We start from the raw sequence: 19,561 nt of genomic DNA, 5'->3' as shown, positions 1-19,561 counted from the left end.
GAACACCGCATGACTTCATCGCACCCAGACACCGCTCTCTCTACCGGCACCGACTACGACGTACTCGCGAGCCGGTTTCGTCCGCTCTTCGACCGGATCGCGGCCGGCACCGCCGAGCGCGAACGCCGCCGCGAACTGCCGCACGAAGCGATCGGCTGGCTGAAGACCGCCGGCTTCAGCGCGGTGCGGCTGCCCGTGCGCGACGGCGGCGCCGGCGCATCGCTGCCGCAGCTGTTCCGGCTGCTCACCGAGCTCGCGACCGCCGATTCCAATCTGCCGCAGGCGTTGCGCGGTCACTTCGCGTTCGTCGAGGACTGGCTCAACGCACCGCCCGGGCCGCAGCGCGCGACGTGGTTCGACCGCTTCGCGAGCGGCCAGCTCGTCGGCAATGCGTGGTCGGAAGCCGGCGACGTCCCGCTCGGCCAGACCATCACCAAGGTATCGGAGAAGAACGGCCGGCTCGTACTGAACGGCCGGAAGTTCTACAGCACGGGCAGCCTGTTCGCGGACTGGATCGACGTGTTCGCGCAGCGTGAACCCGACGGCAGCGACGTCATCGTTGCGGTCGCAACCACACAGCCGGGCGTGATACTCGAAGACGACTGGGACGGCTTCGGGCAGCGCACGACCGGCAGCGGCACGACGCGCTTCGAGGATGCGGCGGTCGACGCCGATAACGTGACCGATTTCGCGCGCCGCTTCAAATATCAGACGGCGTTCTACCAGCTGTTCCACGTCGCCACGCTGGCCGGCATCGGCCATGCGATCGTGCGCGATGCAGGCGAACTGGTACGCAACCGCACGCGCGTGTACAGCCACGGCAACGCGGCGCACGCTGGCGACGATGCGCAGCTTCAGCAGGTGATCGGCGAAATCGCGTCGTGGGCATACGCGGCCGATGCGCTCGCGCTGCGTGCCGCGCAGCCGCTGCAGCAGGCTTATCTCGCCCGCTTCGGCAACGACGACGACGCCAAGCACGCGGCGAACGTCGCGGCCGAAATCGAGTCCGCGCAGAGCCAGCTCGTCGTGTCGGAACTCGTGCTGCGCGCGGCAACGCGCCTGTTCGACGCGCTCGGCGCATCGGCGACGCGCAGCACGACCGCGCTCGATCGTCACTGGCGCAATGCGCGCACGGTGTCGTCGCACAATCCGCTCGTCTACAAGGCGCGGATCGTCGGCGACTGGGTGATCAACGGGCGCACGCCGCCGTTCGTATGGCGCGTCGGCAATGGCACCGCCGCTGCTGATACCGCCAGCACGGGGACGGAGGCCGCGCGATGAGCAAGACGATCCGCTTCAACGCGTTCGAGATGAACTGCGTCGGCCACCAGTCACCCGGCCTGTGGGCGCATCCGCGCGACCGTTCGTGGCAGTACAAGGATCTCGACTACTGGACCGACCTCGCGCGCGTGCTCGAACGCGGCATCTTCGACGCGATCTTCATCGCGGACGTGATCGGCTACTACGACGTGTACAAGGGCAGCAACTATCACGCGCTGCACCAGGCCGCGCAGATCCCGGTCAACGATCCGCTGCAGCTCGCCGCGCCGATCGCGATGGCGACCGAGCATCTCGGGATCGGCATCACCGCGTCGACGACGTTCGAGCATCCGTACACGTTCGCGCGCCGGCTGTCGACTGCCGACCATCACACGAAGGGCCGGCTCGCCTGGAACATCGTCACGTCGTATCTGGAAAGCGGCGCGAAGAACGTCGGCGACAACGGCTTGCGCACGCACGACGACCGCTACGCCGTCGCGGCGGAATACGTCGAGGTGCTGTACAAGCTGTTCGAAGGCAGCTGGGAAGACGGCGCGGTCGTGCGCGACCGCGACGGCCGCGTGTTCACGCACCCGGAGAAAGTGCACGAGATCGGCCACAAGGGGCGCTTCTTCGACGTGCCCGGCTATCACCTGTGCGAGCCGTCGCCGCAGCGCACGCCGGTACTGTTCCAGGCCGGCGCGTCCGGGCCCGGCAAGGCGTTCGCCGCGCAGCACGCCGAATGCGTGTTCGTCGCCGCGCCGACGCGAGCGCAACTCGCGCGCTATGTCGCCGACGTGCGCGCGCAGGCGGCCGCCGCGGGCCGCGACCCGCACGACGTGCTGATCTACAACCTCGTCACGGTGATCGTCGACGAGACCGACGAGAAGGCGCACGCGAAGTTCGACGATTATCGCCGCTACGTGTCGTACGACGGGTCGCTCGTCTTCATGTCGGGCTGGACCGGCATCGATTTCGGCCAGTACGCGCCGACCGACCCCGTCAGGCGCGTCGAGACGAATGCGATCGTGTCGGCCATCGAGCATCTGGCCAGCGGCGATACCGCATGGACGATCGAGGAACTGGCGGCGTGGGGCGGCATCGGCGGGATGGGGCCGGTGTTCGTCGGCTCCGCGCAAACCGTCGCGGACATCCTGCAGGAATGGGTCGCCGCGACCGACGTCGACGGCTTCAATCTCGCGTATGCCGTTGCGCATGAAACCTTCGAGGACATCGTGCGCTACCTCGTGCCGGAGTTGCAGCGGCGCGGCGTGTATCCGACAGAATACGCGCCGGGCACGCTGCGCGAGAAGTTGTTCGGCGGCTCCGCGAAGTTGCCGGATGCGCATCCGGCCGCGCGGTTTCGCGACATCGAACAGGTCAAGCGCGCTGCGGAACAGGTGGCAGACTTCACGTGATGGCCGTCAACGCTGGCCGGCCCGCACGGAGAACGGCCAGCATTCCCGATGAACGGCCGCGCGATAGCCGAACCGGTCGCCCGACGCGCTACGGCCGATCGCGCCGCGTCGTTCAGCTCGTCGACGAGCGCGTCGAAATCGTGAATCCAGTCCCGGTGATGCAGCACGCTGTCGCGCTCGCCGAGTGGGGCATTACGCGCCTGCGCGGCCAATCCACGGGCAAGTGCGGTACATGGCGTTGAAATCGTCGTGTACCCGAACGTCGCTCGTACGGCTGCGACGCAGGCGCGCGCCAAGCAGCATGTCGCGCTCAGTCCCCAGGTCACTTTCTATCCGCTACCGTCCAGTTCGCACGACTGCGCTCGGCATGAACGATATCGGCGAAGTCGTGTTCCTGAGCGCTTACCTCGAATATTTTGCAAACGGCGCCGAGCGCCAGTCCAGGCCACGAGATGGCCAACCGTTGCAAGCTTACGAATCGGCCGCTGGCACAAGTCACGGCCTGGTTTAGCAGTGCCGGTTGCTTGGTCAGCACATGTGTTTGGTTTCGGCGCGGGTCCACCGCTCGAAGACGCGCTGCGGACGCTTGATGCGCGGTGCTCAACCGCGTATCGCGATGTGATGTAGACAGGCACTGGTGAAGGGGCAGGTAGGCGAACGCCTGAGGCGGCGATTCCTTTCGTGGAGGGATGAAGAAATATTGCCGCTTCTCAGAGGATGAGCGCTTTCTGCCGTGTTCACACGAAGCCCTCGTGGTCGATATCGCGCGCCGTCGGTTCGTAACGCACGATTAGCAGGAACACGATCGGCGTGACCGCACTGACCGCGACGACCCAGAACATGTCCGTGCCGAGACGGGCTTGCACGATCGGTAGCACGAACAGCGCGAGTGCCTGGCCGATCCCGCACAGCGAACGCCCGAAGCCGACGCCGGTGCCACGGATCGACGCCGGATACGACAGCGTCGGGTAGATCATCATCTGCGCCCCCGGCGCGAAGCCCTCGGCGAACAACCATGTGCCGAGCATCAGCAGCACGAGGCCGACCGCGAGCGCACCGTGCGGATGCCCTGCCAGCGCGAGCGCGACGAGCGCGACGAACTGCAGCGCGAAACCGGCGATCGCGACATGGCGCGACGGATAGCGATACGCGAGCCGCATGCCCAGCAAGCCACCCGTAAACGCGAACAGCACGTTCAGCGCGAGCGACGCCGCGATCGTCTCGAACACGCCCGCACCGAGAAACTGCGACAGGATCGACGGCAGGAAGAACGCGATCGCCGTGTATTCGAACGGAATGCACAGGTTCATCACGCTGGCGACGATCGTGCGGCCGAGATACGGCTGCTGGAACAGCACACGAATCCGCACCGGCGGTTGGCTCGGCTCACGCGGCGCATCCTCCGCTTCGTGCGCGTGAATGCCGTACGACTCGCGTAGAATGCGCGCCGCATTCGCGAGGTCGCCCTGGTTCGCGGCCCACAGCGGCGATTCGTTCATGAAGCGGTTGCGCACCAGGATGATGACGAGCGCGGGCACCGCGCCGAAGATCAGCGACGCGCGCCACAGCCAGCCCGCATGCTCGGCGGGCAGCAGGAAATACAGCCCGAAGATCAGCAGGAAGCAGACCGACGACGCCACGTACCACATCGGGCACCAGGCGGCGAGCCGCGAAGCCTTGTTGCCGCGGCCGTTGAACTTCGAGAATTCCGCGAGAAACGCCATCGCGACGGGCAGGTCGATGCCTACTCCGAGGCCCATCACGAAGCGCGCGCCGATCAGCACCCAGACGTTCGGCGCAAGCCCGGACGCGATCGCCGCGATCACGAAGAACAGCATGTCGGCCATGAACACCTGATAGCGGCCGATCCTGTCGGTCAGCCATCCGCCGATCAGGCTGCCGAAGATCGTGCCGATCATGATCGCCGAGCCGACCAGCCCCGTCAGTGCCGGCGTCAGGCCGAACTCGCGCGCCACGTCATCGATGCCATACGACAGCGTCGTCAGATCGTATGCATCCAGAAACACGCCTCCGAGCGCCAGCAGCACGATCATCCGTACATGACCGACAGAACCGCCCGCCGTATTGATCAGGCGCGCCACGTCGCTGGCGGACCGAATGGGCGCAGAAACCTGCCCGACAGCGTTAAAATCGATCGAACTCATCGCATTCCTTAGTTCTTCGCCGAATGATTGACAATGTGCGTATGAAGTCGGGAATCCGGCGTGTCTATTCGCGACCAGTCAGGTTTTGACGCGACTGCATCCCTCAACATATGGTGCATCGCGTTTTGACAGCAAGTATTCTGTTCTCCCGGTCGCGCTATCCCAAGCGATATAAAGCGAGAAACAAATCGGCCTGCGTCATAAAGTTGATCGCCATGTAAGCTTCAGAGGCGAGTTCCGGGCGGACGGCGACACGCGCCGCCTCGAACTGACCTCTTGGTGGACTCACAAGAAGGAGTCGAGAGAATCAGGAGTTTCCCCGGCGAAAAACAAGAAGGCGTACGAGCCAGACGCGGATTCCGTCCGCGTTCGAGCTAAATCCTAGTATGGCTTTCGAGGTAAGGTACGCGTGAGCGCTGGCGCGCGGCGATGTCAAGGGCCTTCTGTTCACGCGACAGAATTCCGTTGTTGACCGTTTCCGGGCCCAGCCAGTCGGGGAGATGCGCTATCACTTTGTCGGCCACGCCTGATTCGCCCGCGAACATTTCGCTGGTGGCCTGACGTTGCCGCATGCGCTCAAGGCCCCAACCATCCTGTTTGACCGGAAGGACGCACTGCAACATGAGTTTTTCGCGTCGCACTTCGGTGTGATAGTCGGCCGATACCCCGGGCATCGTTTTCCTTCACCGGCGGCGTTGCTCGATGCGATCCTGGACGACCTCGGCTACGGGCTGGTCCCTGCCATGCAGGCGGAGCCGCTAACCGGTAGCGGCAGACTGATTGCGCTCGCTCCTGGACACGACCTTATGACCGATCTGTACTGGCATCACTGGAAGCGGCAGCCCGAGCTGCTCACGAGCATCAGCGCACTGGTCACGGACGCTGTGCGGCGGAGCCTGATTCAGGCCGCCCAGGAGACAGAGCGCGCCGGTTGACGCAGCGTTTCGACGCGCCGATCGTGAGGCCGTGCGTCGGGGCCTCCGATCGCAGTGATGATCACGCCGCCCGTCGTCGCCGGTATTTTTCACGTACGCAGTCGCCGTGACCACGATGGTCACGGCGTTGCATGCAATTGGTTGATCCAGGCCGTCATAGCGTCGCTGTGGACACTGCGATCACCCGCTACGATGTGAGCCTCGGCGCGGCTGGTTTCAGTGCGCGAGCGGTCTTTCGAACGACTATCGGTATGGGGGGCTGTGCCACCGACGCGTGTAGCATGATCAGTGCAGGTTCGGGCGGCCAGGCGATTGCTACGACCGGACGCGGCTGAGAAGCGGGGCGAGCTGCCATGCGACCGGCACGCAGGCGGAGGCAAACAACCCTGCCGGAAGCGGGATCCAACTGGGCAGATTGCCGATATCAATCCACTTCATTACCGAAACGAGCAGAGAAACGATGGCCCCGGACAGCAGCATCGCTGATGCGCAGCGCGGTGCGACCTGTCGACCGCTCTCGTGGAAGAGGAACAGTACACCGACGGCGGCAACATAGACGACGTTCAGCGAAACGATGGTCGACACAATCGCCTGGCCATCAGCGGCGATTGCGCAACCGATGGCGATGATCAGCAGGCGGGACGCGTAGCCGTAGCGACCATCGCTGGCATGCAGGCCCTCAAGTGCCGATGACATTGCGCGCGCGATCGCGGTCCCTGATCCGAGGGCAGCAAGCAGGATCGCGCCGAGGCAAACGGGCCCAACTGACCGACCGGTTTGCAGTATGATCCACGGGATTGCCCTCGCGGTGTCCGTCAGGCCGGACAGCCTGCCAGCATGAAGTACTGCGACGACTGTTGCGGCTGGCAGAAAACCGGTCGCCATGAGGAAGAGACTCGCCAGTATGCACCCTAGCCACGCATCGCGTGACCGGCGCGCCGCGATGACGAACTGCTGATAGTCCGATCCCGTGATCACCAGAAACCCGACTGCAGCGATGGTTACCAGCGTCTCGGCACATGGCGCGGCGCGTGTCTCCTGGAGGAAGGACGGCCACGCATGGAGGTACACGGTCAGTCCGTGCGAAGCGACCAGCGCATGTACGAGCGCGAGGTTCGTTGCCAGGAGGCAGCACGCAAAGAGCATGGCGGCCATGCCGAGCTCAATGGAAGACATGACCAGCAATGTCGCCGCAATCACCGCCAGTGCATGCGTTACCGGGAGTCCGACGGCGACTAGCACCGCGATACCGCCACGGATCTGGGCGGCAAGCACGCCGGCCATCCAGACGAGTGACAGCAACGCCACGAGCTTGCGTACCACCGGACCGTAGTGCTCGCCCAACCCATCCCAGATGAGTTCGCGTCCCCGCCAGAGCGTCGGCGCGACAACCGCGAGCGCGAGCATACCCAGTGCGGTGATGATCGCGTACAGGCTGCCCGCCATTCCGGAATGGAATGCCATCTCGCCGGAACCGAGCAGGAACGCGACGCCATAGCTTGCCGAGACGAGCAGGGCGGCGACGTCCATCGCGCCAAGGTTACGCTGCAACATTGTTGGCTCCTCCTTCGACTTCCCATTCACGCACGACCGCGTCGGGTCCGAGAAAGTACACACGACACACTCGCGCCGTACGGGCGAAGGCAGGCAGTTCCAGCAGGCGGTGATGTACGGAAGAAAGTCGGTGATAGGGAATCGCGGGCATCAGGTGATGCGTCAGGTGGTAGCCGTTGTTATGCGGATGGATGACCCCGCGCCACAGGCTCCGGGAAGACACGTCGCGTGTGTATCTGAAGATACCGCCGGGCTGTCGGCCGAAGTGGTCGCACAGCTCCCGGAACGTGGTGATCAAGTGGAAGACGGTGGCTCTCGCCAGCAGCCAGATGCCGAAGAAAAGTGCCGCCGCATGCACGCCCCATAGAAGCGTCATGACACCCAGTGCGGCGCACCACCATCCTGCGATGGCGAAGCGCTACATCCATGTAAGCGTCGCCAGATGCAGGTGTCCGAACGTCGAGCCCAACCATGCCGCTGGCGCGAACAAAACCTTAGAAAACGGCTGCCACCAGCGGTCGCCTGGCTTCGAACGAACGGCGATATAGTCCGGATCGCGCGTAGGGTCACCCAGCCACGCGTGATGATGGGCGTGCAGCTCCCGATAAGCTGCTAGGCTGTTGAACAGCGCCGGCGCGATCAAGAGGCATGCAAGCGCGTCATTGAGGGGAGCTGATCGGGCGAAGTTGCGGTGGGCGGCGTCGTGAAGCAGGTTGCCCAGTGCACGTTGCCGGTTTCCAATCCATGCAACCGCCGCAGGCGCCGACACCCATCCTAAACGATGCAAGGTCAGCATGGCGAGCGCAATGCCCAGCCAGTCGAACGCGATGTCAAGGACGACGGGGAGCACGTCAGGCGAAGTCATGGCCCGATGAAGCGTGTCCCATTCCGGAAACGCGGAGCGGATCAGTTCCTGATCGTGGATCACGGCGCGATGATTCATGGATTACCTCGCGTGAAGGGCCTCGCATCGAAGACAATCACGTCGCCCGCAGCGAATGCGAAGGAGGAATGGAAGCGCAGGGGCGCCGACCACCGAGATTTGATCTCACGAAACATGTGAAAAGGTCGAACGTGCTTGCGCAAATGTTCAGCGGGTTGCATTTTCGACAGCGGCATGCGCGATGGATCGCCTTGCTCACGGAGCAGCAGGGAGTTGGGTCGTGTGTGCGCAATCCGGCGGACCGTACGTCAACGCCCCCGGTGATCGACGCTCCGCTCGATGCCTGGTTAAACTGAGAAACGTCGTGCAGTATGACGAAGAAGGCGTTGCGGACAACCTATCGTCGCGGTTGCCGCGCCAGTTGTCGCGTTGCCCGTCGTGCCCGACCTTGGCCCGGACTGACGCAGTGCCTTCCGCAGCGATGGTCGCTGGATATCGCACCCATAACCGCGACGATGGCAGTTAACGGAATACCGTCGTTGATTCAGCAAATCGAAGCACGATCGCGTGCCGATGGGGGCCACCCGGGCCGAGCAATCAATCAAGGGCATGATTTCCAGGACCAGTTCCTGGCGGGGCGAGGGTCATGCGCCGCTATGATGGTTCGGCGTCATCGCGCCGTTCCATCGAGATATGAATCCGAAAGCCGGAGGGCGGGTGCTGCGTAATGAAAAGTTCAAGACGGATATGCGTTTCGGGCATCGACGGCAGATTCGCGGCGCGTTCGCCGCGTCGACCCCGGATATCCTTCTCGATTTCCCCCGCCAGTTGATCGAGTTCCTCGGTGATCTCTTCCCGACGTCCCATGGCATTTCTCCGCTACCGGTTGCGATATCGCAGGCCTGATCATCCATGCGTTGAAAAACGCTACGCCCGAAGATTAATGGCGGGCCGTTGGTCGACAGACACCACTGCGGAATTATTGCGGTTGCTGACTTTAGCGAAACTAACGCGTCAGGCGACTGATGCGCGAATCCTTCAGGATATCGTCGGCACTATCGCCCAGCAGCTGACACTGCTCGTAGAGCAGGCCAATGAGTCGCGCCTTCCTTTTCGCGTCGAGCGTGACATCAAGGCGCGCTTCGATCCGCGCGACGGCGACCAGCACACTATCAAGCGCTTTCTGATCGAGCCGATACCGCACGTCACGATCGAGAATCATGTTGCCGTCGCCCGTCAGCAGCCAGGCGGGATCGATCGAGAACTGCTCGTACAACGCACGTAGTAATTCGACCGGGACCGCACGTTCGCCACGCTCGTAGTTCGCATACGCACGCAGGGAGAGCCCGAGCTGCCGGGCTATTTTTTCCTGAGACAGTTCGAGATGCTCACGAACCTGCACGATGCGCTGGTGGTAGTCGCCGTGATCCGCGCTGCTTGACATGTGGGCCTCACATTCCTACGATGATTTTGTACCTTGATTATAGGAACGTTCGAGTAATGGACAAGGCTGGACGTACCTGGACGAACGCAGCAGGCGGCGGACCGATGGGCGTCATGTTCGCGGAGGCCAAGTGACGAGCAGGCGGTTCTATACGCTAGAAGAGATTGCACGCGAGCCCCATATCGCGCCCGCGACCGCGCGCAACCGCCTGACGCTGGGGCTGCCGATGCCGCCGTCACTGCGCGTAGGTCGCCGGCGTCTGTTTCCCGTAGACGAGTATGAAAGATGGATTGCCTCGCAATTGACCCGCACTGACGCGCGCGACGCTGACGATTTTGCTGCCCCGGATCAGCGCGGGCCGTCTCACGACAAAACCTGACGGTTTCTTTCTGATTCTGTTATCCGCTCAAGCGATGACGCTGTACTGGATATCCCACCGTGCCGGCTGTTATTTCCTTCGTCTCCACCAAAGGCGGCGTCGGTAAGACGACCGTCGCCGCCAATCTGGGCGGCCTGCTCGCAGCCTTCGGCCTGAAGGTCCTTGCGATCGATGCAGATGTCCAGCCGAGTCTAAGCAAGTTCTTTCCCGTCCATTACCGTTCACCGCGGGGTCTGAGTGCCGTCGTGACCTCGGGCGGCAATCCGGCCGCCGACTGCATCAGCCGCACGATCTTCTCGAATCTCGATCTCGTTTATTCCGACACACCGGACGCGGGGCTGCAGGCCTGGCTCAACCGCCGTGAGGATCGGCTGATGATCCTGCGTCGTGCGATGCAAAGTCCGCTGATGGAAGCCTATGACGTCGTGCTGATCGATACGCAGGGCGCGGTGGGCGAGTTGCAGAAGTCCGCGGCGATGGCCGCCAACATCATGGTGTCGCCTGTCAAGCCGGATGCGCTGAGTGCCGGGGAGTTCGCTACGGGCACGATCGCGATGCTCGATGAACTGAACCGGCTGGCTGACTTTGGCGAGTCGTTTCGCTCGGGCGATCTGCTCGCGCTGATCAATGCGCACGAGCGCACCACCAACGCCAGGGCACTCTCGGCTGTGCTGCGGCAACGGTTCGCGGACCATGCGAAAGTGGAGTACTCGACACGGTCATTCCGTCGGCTGCGGCCTATTGTGCGGCTGCGACGGCACGCGTTCCCGTTCACGACTTCGATCGTCGCAGACGGTTCGACAATTCCGCATGGAACGTCATGCACCGTCTCGCATGGGAACTGTTCCCGTCGCTGGCGAATGTCTATGCCGGGGCACCGCGACGCACACTGGTTGACGTCGGGACGGGCGATGAGGGGACGGGCGACGGCGGACAGGGGGCGGTCGCATGAGCGCGTCAGGAAAGTCGCTCATCAGGTTGCGCGAAGACCTTGCTGCGCAACGCCTTGACGTGGCGCCGCCGGGTGCACGGGCGTCCGATCCGCAGTTGACGTCGGTGATCCGGCTCAGGATCACCGACGTGATGGTCTACGAGCGCAATCCCCGGCGCGCGTCGCACGAGCGCATCGCGGAACTCAAGGAGTCGATCCGCGCAAACGGCATCGAGCAGATCGTCACGGTGACCCGCCGTCCTGGTGAGGCGCGCTACGTGGTCGCGAAGGGCGGCAATTCGCGCGTGATCGCGGCGACGGCCCTGTACGACGAAACCGGCGATGAACGCTTTCTTCATTATGACTTCGTCTACGTGCCGTATCCCGGCGAGGCGAGGCTGCTGGCGGCGCATCTGCGCGAAAACGATCAACGTGCGGACCTGTGCTTCTGGGACAAGGCGAACGGCTATCTGGCGCTCAAGGCCGATCTCGAAACGGAACGGGGAGCCACGCTGTCGCTGCGCGAGTTCTCGCGACTGCTCGAGCACGATGGTGCTGCGGTGAGCCATGTACTGCTTTCGCTTTTTCAGTTCGCGATCGAGCGTCTGTCCGCGCTCGGACCTGCCACAGCATTTCTCAGCCGACGCGCACTCGTCGATGTCATCCAGCCCGGCATCGGCATGCCTGCGTCTGGCGAGGCGTCTGGGCCTGGATGATCAATGGGTGCAGGCGCGGGTGATCGATCCGCACCTGACCGGCATGGCCGCTGGCTGCGAGCCGGGCGATGCCGGCATGCTGCCACAGCGCGCCGCTTTCGACGCGGCACGCCTGGTCGACGGATTGCGACATCGCATGGTGGACGAGCTGGGTGTGTCGCGCGATGCGCTGGACCGGATGTGCCATCTGCTCGAGCGCACGCCGGACGCCACAGGCGACGATCTGCGCGAAGTGGGCGGTATGCAGGTTGAGCGAGCCGAACGTTTACCAGCTGCGTCGGCTGGAGACGCGAACGACGGGGCCAGCTCGCCGATGGTACCGGCGCATGGCGTGAGAGATCTGTCCGTTCGGGTGCGGGCCAGGGAAGCCACTGTGCCGGACGCGACCCCTGGTGCGAGACGACCAGGCGAATCGGCCATGGCACCGGATAGCTCGCAGCGCACGCCCGGTGACGGATCAACACGGGTGGCTGCTGACGTCCACGGTCCTTGCGAAGACGCTGCGGGATGTGCTTCAGGTGAAGGTGAGCTTTTCCGGGAGACGGTGGTGGCTTTCGCGCGCACCTGCGGTCTTGACGGCTGTGTGCGCGATACGCCAGCGCTGCCGTACGGTTTCATGATCGAGCCGCCACCGCCGGGTCAACCGCGGCTTTCGCCCGAAACTGATGCGGGGCACGACGAAGGCGCACTGAACCGGTACCTCGGCTGGTGGTGGCTCGTTAGCCTGTCCCGGCAAAATACCGCAACGGGCATCGCACGCATCCCCCGCGATACCCTCTTTGCACGGATGGCCGGCGACGACGACGAGTGGAACCGCGCGTGCGACGCAAGTGTCGGTGAACCGTTGCTCGGCGACCGCATGGACGTGATGTTCGACGTGATGCTGAACCCCGATCACCCGATCGGACAATGGTGGGCCGAGCTTGTTCTACAGGCGCGCGCCTTCCGGGTCGCGAATTCAGAACGCTTTGCGTCCGCACGCTGGCCCGAGCCAGGCGCCGACGAGCGGCTTCAGCGAGGAGGGCTGTGATGGACCAGGCCTTCCTGCGGGTCAGGAGCGCGTCGCTCGAACATTTCACGCTGCTCGAGCTGATCGCCAGTTCGGCCTCAGCCGTCCTGGATAGCAAACCTGTCAATGAGGATTGCAAAGTTTCATGTGAAACAGGTGCGACCGACTGGATGTCGCCGACAAACATGTTGACGGATGCACTTCCGGCGACAGTTCGACGCGTGCTTGGCTATGCTCGTGTATCAGCCTTTACCCGCGAGCTGCTCGCGTCTGGCGCCTTGCGCCTCTATGTGGACGCGGGCACATTGCAGCGTCGGTGCGAACTGATCGAACGGCAATGGCGCGACCAGGAGCTGTTGTGCGCGTTTGTCGAAAGACAGGCCAGCATTCCGATGATCCGCAGGTTCTTTCGCACGGTTACGCGCACAACGATCTCGCAGTTGCGCGACGAGCTCGGTGTTGCCGCACCGACGAAACCGCGCGCGCTGGCGCCGTGCGCGATGGACACGCTGTTCGATGCCTGCTGTTCGTGGCACTGGAGCCCGACACCAGAGATTGCCATCCGAATTCCTCCCCTAACAGGTTGTTGAAAAGCGCCTCGTCATGAGGACCGAAGCGATGATCAGGAGTGGTTCGCGTGCAATTTCCAGCTGAAATCCGGATGCGCCGCCGATCAGTTTGCGCAGGCATCGCGCTTGCGCGGGGATGCCAAGCCTCGCGGGCTGCGCGCATCGGCGGCTCATTGCACCGTTCCGGTATGCACCGCGTCCATTATTCGCGCCATGCGCGTGAGATTGCTCGCGACCATTGTCAGCTTGAAGTGCTGGTCGACCCGCTTGATGCCGCGATACACCGTCTGCCGGATCCGACCGATCGTCTTGCCCCAGCCGAAATGCTCCTCGATACGCTTGCGAATGACCTGACTCATCCAGTATCCCGCGTGCCGCGACGTACGCTCATCGATCGCGCTGCCGCCCTGGCGGGCGTCGTTGCGTGCAACATGCGGGGTTATGTTGCGCGCGCGGCAATCGTTTACGAAATCATGCGTGTCGTACGCCTTGTCGGCACCAACTGTCTTCGGGTGAGTGCCTGGCACGCGGTCGAGCAGTCGCAGCGCGCTGGCCCGCTCGCCAAAGCCATCCGCATGGCTTACCACGGCGCCGACCACCAGCCTGGAGCGGTTCTCCATCAAGATATGCCCCTGGTAACAGAGGATGGCCGGACTCTGCTTACTCTTCTTGAACAGGCGCGCATCCGCATCAGTGCTCGACGCATGCGTGTCATTGCTGCGTCGCTCACCCTTCCAGTCGGCTTCGGCGTTGCGCCCGCCGCCGGCCGGCGGATCGTCCGATCCGTCCTTGCGGCGAAAACTCTTGTGACTCGCCCAAGCCTGGATGAGCGTGCCGTCCACCGAGAAATGCTCGCGGGACAGCAGGCCCTGCCGGTCGGCCAGAGTCATGACTTCGGTAAAGAACGACTCCACGACCTCATGCTCGAGCAGCCGGTCACGGTTCTTCGAGAAGACGGAGTGGTTCCATACCGTGTCCTCGATGGCCAGTCCAACGAACCAACGGAACAGCAGGTTGTACTGCATCTGCTCCATCAGCATGCGTTCGCTGCGCACCGAGTAGAACACCTGCAACAGAAGCGCACGCACCAGCTTCTCCGGTGCAATCGAGGCCCGGCCGCTGTCCGCATAGATGATGCCGAACAATCCGTTGAGCCGCTTCAACGCCTGATTGATCAGCAACCGTATGGGGCGCAACGGATGATCGGCCGGAACGAAGTCCTCAAGGTTGACCGTCGTGAAAAGAGCTTCCTGCATCTCATCTATTCCGCGCATCGAATTCACTGCCAAAGATCATGAACATGATATCCATAACGTTCGGCCCCAAAATCCCGTTTACGCGGGATCGAAATTCAACAGCCTGCTAAGGAGTCTCTCCATGTACGAAATGCGCCTTGATCCCCAGGGCAACCTGCTGCCCGGCAAGACCTGGGACGATTCGCCCGGACTGCCGCCTGCCGAGGCCGACATGCTCCTCTCGATGCTCGACGTGCCGATCACGATCGACCGGTGTTTCGTCGAGATATGCGGCGACCTCGCTGCCGCTGCCATGCTCACCGAGCTCTCGACGCTGGAGAGCGAGACAGGGCGCCAGCATGTCTGGCTGCAGGTCGCGTCCGACGAGTTCGAACGAAAACTGGCGCTCACGGAAGCCCAGCAGCGGGCCGCCCGGCGACTGCTCCGGTCGAAAGGCCTGATCGCTTACCGCAGGAGAAGGACGCCGCCGCTGGAGGAATGGCGCATCCTGTGGCCGGCCGTGCTCGCGTTGCTTCAGCAGAAAGCGGAGGAACGCACCGCCCATATTGTGTGGCCGCCCGTACGTGCAGCCCACCCGGACCGTACGGACCATACGGAGCAACTGATGGAGGTCGAATCATGATGCCCGGATGCCATCCCTATATCACCGGGTTCGAAGCGCTGTGGACCGTGCTAAGGCCCCACCGGCCCATCGCCTTCGGAACACGTCTTGCCCGGATCACTGGCCATCCGAAGGACGCGCTGCTCCTCTCCCAACTGGTGTACTGGACACGGCGCGGGCGCGATGTGGAAGCAAACGGCGGGTGGATTCACAAGACCCGGGAGCACTGGCTGCTCGAGACGGGCCTGTCGCGCGAAGAGCAGGAGAACGCGCGGCGGCGCCTGCGAAACATGAATCTGCTGACCGAATGGCGCGGTGGCCAGCCGGCACGCATGCATTACCGGCTGGAAGTGGAAGCCATCTCGCACGCGGTACGGGCCAATTGCCGGATGGTGAGTGAACTTCCCTGGTCGATCGAAGCGTTGCGCACCGACGAATTCGCGAGTGAGGCGCTGCTCGGGCCGACCATCGCGTACCGGCGCATATTCGCCGACCTGGTCGGCAACGTGAACGCCGCGTTGCTGCTATCACGCATGGTGCAGTTGCAGCGTCGTGAGGCCGACCGGCAATGCACGTGGTTTACGCTGACGGCTGGCGAATGGCAACGCACGCTGGGCCTTAACCGACGTCAGCTCGACAACGCCAGAGCGCGGCTCGTGCGTCAGGGCCTGATTCGCGAACTCATGCGCCAGTGCACCGGCAGGCGCGTGTTCACCCAGGTCAATGCGGACGAGCTGAAGCGCCAGTTCGAGCGCCTTGTGTCGCGTGGCGATATGCGCGAGCGACTGGCAACGCGCAAGCGCCTGCTCGCACGGAGCCTGAGCGAAGAACACAACGGTGTGGTCGGAGCACGGCCGGCGGCTGTTACCTCTTGTTGGCCAATGCCACGACCGCGACATTCTTGTTGCGCCGGGCGATGATCTTATGCAGCCAACTCTCGTCGTTCAGCTTGTGCTCTGCGTGCCGGATCACCGCTCGTGCTCCGTGTATGAGCAGCGTGCGTAAATACGTATCCCCCCGCTTGCTGATGCCTTGCAGGTTTGTCTTGCCGTCGCTCGAATGTTGTTTGGGTACAAGCCCGAGCCATGCCGCCAACTGTCTACCGCTCGTAAAGTTCCTGGCATCGCCGATCGATGCCACCAGCGCGCTCGCCGTAATCGGCCCGATGCCCGGAATCCGCTCCAGCTTCCGCGACAGCGCATTGGCGCGGTGCCACGCTTGAATCTGGACCTCCAACTCGCCAACCTGCCGATCCAGCTCCCTCAAATGGTCGAGCAAGCGATGGATCAATTCGCGAAACGTGCCCGGCAATTGGTCCTTCTCCTGCTCAAGCAACGCCGGCACAATTCTGTAGAGGCGCGCGATGCCTTGCGGCACGATTAAGCCAAACTCGCCCAACAGCCCCCGAATCTGATTGGCTTGCGCGGTCCGCGCCTTGACGAACCCTTGCCGCACTCGATGCTGAGCGAGCACCGCTTGTTGATCGACATGCTTGACCGGTACGAATCGCATGTTCGGCCGGCTGACCGCTTCGCAAATGGCTTCCGCGTCAGACGCATCGTGCTTGTTCGTCTTCACGTACGGCTTCACGAACTGGGGAGCCATCAGCTTAACGGTGTGGCCGAGCGCCTGAAGCTTGCGAGCCCAATAGTGGGCGCTGGCACACGCCTCCATGCCGATCAGACACGCGGGCACATTTGCGAAGAAGGTCGCCATTTGGCCGCGCTTGAACTGCTTCCTCAATACCGCCTTGCCGTGAACATCTACGCCGTGAACCTGGTCGGGTAGCAGCAGCGCATTGCTGCGCCACCGCCCCCTGAGAACCGGACGGGCGAGTCACCCCGCATCCGGCTCAAGCCAATCTTCAGCACCACGTTGTGACACCGAACAACTTGACGGAACGCTTCGCAGTTCGACGGCGAACGAAGTACGTGGTCCACACCGGATCAAACGGATTAGCCAGTCCCCGGACGTTGACGTGTCTCGCAATCGGGATCGTCATTGCGCGGAAGAGCCGAAACCCGCTGGTGCTGCCATCAGCGGGACCCTTCGTAGCAAAGTCCCAGGACCGGTGCCCATCGACCCGGAAGTACCGGTTCCTCACCCACCGTGCTCCTTTCGTGGGATGCCGACGCCTGGCCCATTTCCAGAGCCGTTGCCAGATGTGCGAGTCTATCGATGAGAAGCTCGCTTTCGCCACGACGTGACGGTGATACATCGCCCATCCCCGGATAACCGGGTTGAGTTTCTGGATCAACGCCTCCTGCGTGACGCTCGCGTTGCCTTTGATGATTTCCCTGACCTTGTCGAGGAGCGATTTGACGCTCTTCTTTGCCGGCTTGATCAGCAGCTTGCCGTCGTACTTGCGTACGTTCTGACCAAGGAAATCGAAACCCTCCGCAATGTTCGTGATCCGGGTCTTCTCTTCCGAGAGTTCCAGACCTCGAGCAGCCATAAACTGCCTGACCGCCGGAAGCACCTTGCATTCGAGCACTTCTTTCGACACGCCGGTGACAATAAAGTCATCGGCATAGCGGACGACGTTGAGTTGGGCGTTGCTGCGAGCAAGTTTGGACCTTCCCACGCTTGCATAGACTGCTGCCTCAAGCCCATCCAACGCCATATTCGCGATCACCGGCGAGATGATTCCCCCTTGCGGGGTACCCGCCGACGTCTCGAACAAGGTTCCCTCATCGATAAATCCGGCCTGAAGCCACCGCCGCAAGATCGCCTTGTCCATCGGTACGTGCTCCAGGATCCAGGCGTGACTGAAGTTGTCGAAACAACCCCGGATGTCACCTTCCAGAATCCACTCTGGCGAAGCTCGCTTCGCCAGAGTGATGAAGCATTGTTCAATGGCATCGGCCGTCGAGCGTTCGGGCCGGAATCCATAGGAATTCGGGTCCGCCAGAGTTTCTGCCACCGGTTCCAGAGCGAGCTTCCATAACGCCTGCATCGCCCTGCACCGCATACAGGGGATTCCCAGCGGACGCCTCTTGCCGTTACTCTTGGGAATGTAAACGCGTCTCAGCGGCATCACACGATAGCCGTGATGCCGAAGTGACATCATTCCGTTCCATCTGGCCGCCGGAGATGACCATATCTTGCCGTCCACCCCCGGCGTTCTCTTACCGCGATTCTCCGTCACCCGCTTCACGGCCAGCATTTTGCCGCTATGCGAGCGGGTCAGCAGACGTTGCAGTGCTTTCACCTTGCCCCATCGGCCTTCCCGGGTTGCTTTGGCGATACGCACCTGAAGTCGTTTCACATCTGCCTCAATGTGTGACCAGTTCACCTGATCCCACATTTGGGCAGAGCGCGAAGGCGCACCGGCGCCGGTCGCTTTCGCGCCGGTCGCCGTCATCTGCCTTCCCTCGTATAACGATTGGTCAAAGTTCTCTCGCCATGAATGACCGCGCGGAAGTCTGCCCGCTTTCGCGTCGGACGATGTCTCAGCCCGTATCCCGTCCATTACAGCCGGGCATTCGCTTTCTCCGCATTCCTTTACCCACAGTACCAACAGCGTTCCTTGCGGTTCGCCTGCCGTTGCCGGCGGTACTATGGGCTTACCCTGTTTCGCATGAATTTCCGAGCGGGGCGGACCCTTCTGCTTCGCCGGCGGTGGTTCTGTCCATGATGGTCCAGTATTCGGAGACCATTCCTCACCGCGTACCGTTTTGGTTCAAGCCTCTCAGCACATTTGGCTTGTCAAAGATCACGACGTTAAACTGAAGTTCACATATGTTGGTCGTACCCACTCATCCCTTGCTCCTCTCCGCCTTTGTGCTGGCAGATTCCGCTCTGCCTCGCGGCTCGGCGTACCGGATAACCGGCGGCTACGTTGTCCCCGAAGCTTCATACCGAGCTGTTACCGGCTCCGCATGTCCGGGTAGGGAACGGTCGATGGAACAACCGGTTTCGTCAGGTCATACCTGCTCCTGTGAAACAGAAACTCACGCGACTTGCAGGTCGCACGAATACGTTCTTTGCCAGATCGATGCCAATGGTCGTAAGCTGCATGATGACGCTCCCCTCGGTTCAAGTGGTTGCTGGACGCTTCCACTTTGGCACATCGATGCCGTGACGGGTGGGGGCGTCCATCCCATTGGGTAAGAACGCACTCCTTCATCGCACAACCGCCGCATTTACGCCACGTCGCCTTGGTCACGAGAGCTTCGCGGCCGTTTGCCCGCTCGCCCTGCTCAGCAGCGCCTTCTATGCTCTTGTTCATCGGCTCACGATTTACGCTCCACGCTTCCTCCCCACACCCGGTCGCCCTCGTGCAGTTGCGTTGCGCTTCGCTTCATTCGCTGTTGAGCATCCCCTGAAATTTCGCCTTCCAGCAGGTCGTGTGTAAACTCGACCCAAAGGAAGGAAAGAAGAGATGTTCAAGGTACCAAAACAGGCGTACACGCCGGAGTTCCGGGCGGCGGCCGTGCAA

14 protein-coding genes and 4 pseudogenes are annotated in these 19,561 nt (G+C 62.6%); 10 read left to right on the top strand and 8 right to left on the bottom strand.

Going from position 1 to position 19,561, the window contains the following annotated elements; genetic code table 11:
- Nucleotides 1-9: 9 nt before the first annotated feature.
- Nucleotides 10-1,281 (top strand): acyl-CoA dehydrogenase family protein, encoded by a 1,272-nt coding sequence (locus tag AB3X86_RS35975; protein WP_368599628.1) that lies wholly within the window; start codon nt 10-12, stop codon nt 1,279-1,281.
- Nucleotides 1,278-2,678: an LLM class flavin-dependent oxidoreductase gene (locus AB3X86_RS35970; RefSeq protein ID WP_368599627.1), complete on the top strand. Its 1,401-nt coding sequence runs from the start codon at nt 1,278-1,280 to the stop codon at nt 2,676-2,678. Before AB3X86_RS35975 ends, AB3X86_RS35970 begins: the two co-directional genes overlap by 4 nt.
- A gap of 107 nt (nt 2,679-2,785) precedes the next feature.
- On the opposite strand, the pseudogene AB3X86_RS35965 reads toward AB3X86_RS35970, so the two are convergent.
- Nucleotides 2,786-2,973 (bottom strand): annotated as a pseudogene (locus AB3X86_RS35965) (monooxygenase); the annotation flags it as partial.
- 442 nt (nt 2,974-3,415) lie between these two features.
- On the bottom strand, nt 3,416-4,843 hold the full coding sequence (locus AB3X86_RS35960; RefSeq protein WP_368599626.1) for an MFS transporter: 1,428 nt from the start codon (nt 4,841-4,843) through the stop codon (nt 3,416-3,418).
- Between the two features lie 413 nt (nt 4,844-5,256).
- On the opposite strand from AB3X86_RS35960, the pseudogene AB3X86_RS35955 reads away from it, so the two are divergent.
- Nucleotides 5,257-5,778: pseudogene (locus AB3X86_RS35955) on the top strand (LysR substrate-binding domain-containing protein); the annotation flags it as partial.
- A gap of 315 nt (nt 5,779-6,093) precedes the next feature.
- Here AB3X86_RS35955 and AB3X86_RS35950 read toward each other — a convergent pair.
- Together AB3X86_RS35950 and AB3X86_RS35945 are read right to left on the bottom strand one after the other, a co-directional pair.
- Nucleotides 6,094-7,332 (bottom strand): sodium:solute symporter, encoded by a 1,239-nt coding sequence (locus AB3X86_RS35950; protein WP_368599625.1) that lies wholly within the window; start codon nt 7,330-7,332, stop codon nt 6,094-6,096.
- Nucleotides 7,319-8,128 (bottom strand): annotated as a pseudogene (locus AB3X86_RS35945) (fatty acid desaturase). Before AB3X86_RS35945 ends, AB3X86_RS35950 begins: the two are co-directional and overlap by 14 nt.
- A gap of 780 nt (nt 8,129-8,908) precedes the next feature.
- Here AB3X86_RS35945 and AB3X86_RS35940 point away from each other — a divergent pair.
- Nucleotides 8,909-9,121, top strand: coding sequence for a hypothetical protein (locus AB3X86_RS35940; protein WP_368599624.1), 213 nt, complete (start codon nt 8,909-8,911; stop codon nt 9,119-9,121).
- Nucleotides 9,122-9,221: 100 nt separating this feature from the next.
- Here the strand turns inward: AB3X86_RS35940 and AB3X86_RS35935 are convergent, their stop codons facing one another.
- Nucleotides 9,222-9,659 carry a helix-turn-helix domain-containing protein gene (locus tag AB3X86_RS35935; RefSeq protein WP_368599623.1) on the bottom strand — a complete coding sequence of 146 codons (438 nt, stop codon included), beginning with the start codon at nt 9,657-9,659 and terminating at the stop codon, nt 9,222-9,224.
- 438 nt (nt 9,660-10,097) lie between these two features.
- Between AB3X86_RS35935 and AB3X86_RS35930 the strand changes: the two are divergent.
- The 4 genes and pseudogenes from AB3X86_RS35930 to AB3X86_RS35915 all read left to right on the top strand — a co-directional run bounded on the left by AB3X86_RS35930 (nt 10,098) and on the right by AB3X86_RS35915 (nt 13,284).
- Nucleotides 10,098-10,990 (top strand): annotated as a pseudogene (locus AB3X86_RS35930) (ParA family protein).
- The gene (locus tag AB3X86_RS35925) at nt 10,987-11,685 is read left to right on the top strand and encodes a ParB family protein (RefSeq protein ID WP_368599622.1); all 699 of its coding nucleotides are present in this window, start codon (nt 10,987-10,989) and stop codon (nt 11,683-11,685) included. The pseudogene AB3X86_RS35930 and the gene AB3X86_RS35925 overlap by 4 nt, the downstream one beginning before the upstream one ends.
- Complete coding sequence (locus tag AB3X86_RS35920; RefSeq protein WP_368599621.1) at nt 11,627-12,715, top strand: hypothetical protein; 1,089 nt, start codon at nt 11,627-11,629, stop codon at nt 12,713-12,715. Before AB3X86_RS35925 ends, AB3X86_RS35920 begins: the two co-directional genes overlap by 59 nt.
- Entirely contained in the window at nt 12,715-13,284 is a 570-nt protein-coding gene (locus AB3X86_RS35915) for a hypothetical protein (RefSeq protein ID WP_368599620.1), read from the top strand. Before AB3X86_RS35920 ends, AB3X86_RS35915 begins: the two co-directional genes overlap by 1 nt.
- A gap of 149 nt (nt 13,285-13,433) precedes the next feature.
- On the opposite strand, the gene AB3X86_RS35910 is transcribed toward AB3X86_RS35915, so the two are convergent.
- Complete coding sequence (locus AB3X86_RS35910; protein WP_368599636.1) at nt 13,434-14,537, bottom strand: IS5 family transposase; 1,104 nt, start codon at nt 14,535-14,537, stop codon at nt 13,434-13,436.
- A gap of 103 nt (nt 14,538-14,640) precedes the next feature.
- On the opposite strand from AB3X86_RS35910, the gene AB3X86_RS35905 reads away from it, so the two are divergent.
- On the top strand, nt 14,641-15,141 hold the full coding sequence (locus AB3X86_RS35905; protein WP_368599619.1) for a hypothetical protein: 501 nt from the start codon (nt 14,641-14,643) through the stop codon (nt 15,139-15,141).
- A complete protein-coding gene (locus AB3X86_RS35900) occupies nt 15,138-16,040 on the top strand; it encodes a hypothetical protein (RefSeq protein ID WP_368599618.1) in 903 nt (300 codons plus the stop codon). Before AB3X86_RS35905 ends, AB3X86_RS35900 begins: the two co-directional genes overlap by 4 nt.
- Here the strand turns inward: AB3X86_RS35900 and AB3X86_RS35895 are convergent.
- Nucleotides 15,985-16,914 carry an IS110 family transposase gene (locus AB3X86_RS35895; protein ID WP_368599635.1) on the bottom strand — a complete coding sequence of 310 codons (930 nt, stop codon included), beginning with the start codon at nt 16,912-16,914 and terminating at the stop codon, nt 15,985-15,987. The genes AB3X86_RS35900 and AB3X86_RS35895 overlap by 56 nt on opposite strands.
- Before the next feature lie 70 nt (nt 16,915-16,984).
- A complete protein-coding gene (gene ltrA, locus AB3X86_RS35890; protein ID WP_368599617.1) occupies nt 16,985-18,484 on the bottom strand; it encodes a group II intron reverse transcriptase/maturase in 1,500 nt (499 codons plus the stop codon).
- Nucleotides 18,485-19,561: the final 1,077 nt, after the last annotated feature.

Origin of the sequence: Paraburkholderia sp. BR14374, assembly GCF_040948685.1 — a bacterium.
GTDB classification, from domain to species: Bacteria; Pseudomonadota; Gammaproteobacteria; order Burkholderiales; family Burkholderiaceae; genus Paraburkholderia; species Paraburkholderia youngii.
This window is presented reverse-complemented; position numbering and strand designations above follow the sequence as displayed.